The sequence below is a fragment of the Leisingera sp. F5 genome (genome assembly GCF_001593695.1).
Genome location: NZ_LUKH01000577.1, coordinates 1 through 2,078, shown reverse-complemented (window position 1 = coordinate 2,078; position 2,078 = coordinate 1). Strand labels below are relative to the sequence as shown.

Here is a 2,078-nt window from a genome sequence, read left to right as displayed (position 1 = left end):
GCTGATACCTTCAACCTGCAAAGCGACGCAGACAACACCGTTTGGGCGGGTTCTGCTGATGCGGCGGGCGACACTGTCAACATCACTGGCGACGGCGATAACACCGTTGGCCTGGGCGCAGGTACCGACACCTTCAACGTGTCTGGTAACGGTGCCAACACCCTGTTCGGCGGTGCGCTTGCTGATGACTTCAACTTCACCGGTGCAGAAGGTGATAACACCGTTTGGGCTGGTTCCGGCGCAGACGTTGATACCTTCGATACTGATGCAGCTTCGACCGGCAACTTCGTCTTTGGCGGTGGTGACGGTGCTGATGATATCGGTATCGCAGGCACCGGCAACTACACCCTGTATCTGGGTGCAGATGATGCAAACGATGACGTTGATATTGCAGATACTGCTGACGGCGACTTCACCATCTTTGGCGGCAACGGTGAAGACGGCACTGGTGTGAACAACATCGAGATCCTGGGTGACGGCACCAACACTGTCTTCAACGGCAATGGTAATGACATTGTGACTCTGGATGATGCAGAAGGCACCAACACCCTCTATGGCGGTGCGGGCAACGACGCATTCACTCTGGATACCGCCTCGAATGCGACCTTGGTCTTCGTTGCCGGCAACGGTGCGGACGACATCACCGGCTTCGAATTGGGTAACGCTGACCACAAGGTTGATCTGTCGGCTTTGGGCTTCACCGATGCAGACGATGTTCTGGACAACATGTCGGTCAATGGCGCTAACGAAGTAGAGCTGTTTGTGACTGCAGGCCAGGTCGTCACCTTCACTGATATTACATCTCTGAATGACTTCCAGGTCGCAGATCCGGCTGACTGGCTGATCCTGTAATCCAGACAGGATTTTGAGAGAGCTAGAGAAAAGGGCCCCCGAAGGGGCCCTTTTTGCATGTGTTTTTGGAAAAAAACGGGGCGGGCGGGCCAGTGGCGTCAGGCGGCGCCGGCCTCTTCTGCCGCCGCCGCAATGCGGCGCCACCAATAGTCCAGCGACAGCCGCTGGCGCAGCGCGGCGCGCGCCGCCCCGTCCATCCGCGGGCAGGCCCAGGCGTGCCAGCGCTGCAGCCCGGCGCCCGTGATACTGCCCGGCAGCCAGCCCGGCACCGGTATGGCGGGCAGCAGCCCGTAAGCGCCCGCAAGGCTGGGCGCATGGATCAGCGGCACCGTGCCCTGGATCAGCGCAGCCCAGGCCTTGGGCGACGGATCCAGCCCGCCGCCCTGCGCACAGAGCACAAAAGCGTGGCCCTGGACCTGGCGCAGGAAGTCCGCTTCGGGGATCTCCTCTTCGATCACCGTGGTCCAGCTGCGCCAGGGCCCGCGGGCCAGCGCCGTGACCTGGCGGCGGACCTCCCATTGCGGCCCCTCGCGCGTCCGGTGCGCGCACAGCACCCGCAACGGGCGCGCGGCCAGCGGCGGCACTGCGGGCCAGTCCAGCGGCTGGTCCGCAGCGCCATCACCAAACACCAGCCCCAAGGGCAGCGGCGCCATCCGGGGGTGGCTGGCGTCATCGAGGTTTTCGGCAAACCAGCGGATCAGCAGCGGGCTGTCCAGGATGGCCTGGATGGCGGCCTGCTCTGCGGCGTTGTACTTGCGCCAGCGCTGGTCGGTCTGGCGCGGCAGGGTGATGTCCTCGGAACCGCTGACCAGCACGAAGGGGGCGGCAAGCTGCGGCAGCACCGCTTGCGCGAAATGCAGCAGCGCCGGGAAGGGCGCGCGCAGCGACAGGAAGATATGCCGGGGGCTGCCTGCGCGCTGTTTCACCAGCCGGATCTGCGGCTGCTGCCAGTCCGACAGCAGCACCCAGTCGCAGCGCGCCGCCAGGCCGGTGATCCGGCAGGCGTCCGCCCCCTGGCCCTTGGGAAACAGGCGGGTGGAAAGAACCTGTCCCGGTGCCATCCCGTCTGCACCCGGTGTCACGGCGCCCGGGCCGCCTCGCGCAGGGCGGCGAGGGTCTGTGCGACCTCTGCCGGGATCTGCAGATCCGGGGCCTTGCCGCTGTTGCGCGGGATGCTGGCATCAAAGAAGGCAGGGCGTTCGGGCGGGGTCAGCCCGGTATGGGCG

2 protein-coding genes are annotated in these 2,078 nt (G+C 64.8%); one reads left to right on the top strand and one right to left on the bottom strand.

Translation table 11 applies throughout. From position 1 onward, the window contains the following. A partial coding sequence (locus tag A2I95_RS33455) for a calcium-binding protein (RefSeq protein WP_367153188.1) occupies nt 1–852 on the top strand: 852 nt, incomplete at its 5' end. 98 nt (nt 853–950) lie between these two features. Here A2I95_RS33455 and A2I95_RS33450 read toward each other — a convergent pair. Then, nucleotides 951–1,913: a hypothetical protein gene (locus A2I95_RS33450; RefSeq protein ID WP_291736762.1), complete on the bottom strand. Its 963-nt coding sequence runs from the start codon at nt 1,911–1,913 to the stop codon at nt 951–953. Nucleotides 1,914–2,078 lie beyond the last annotated feature (165 nt).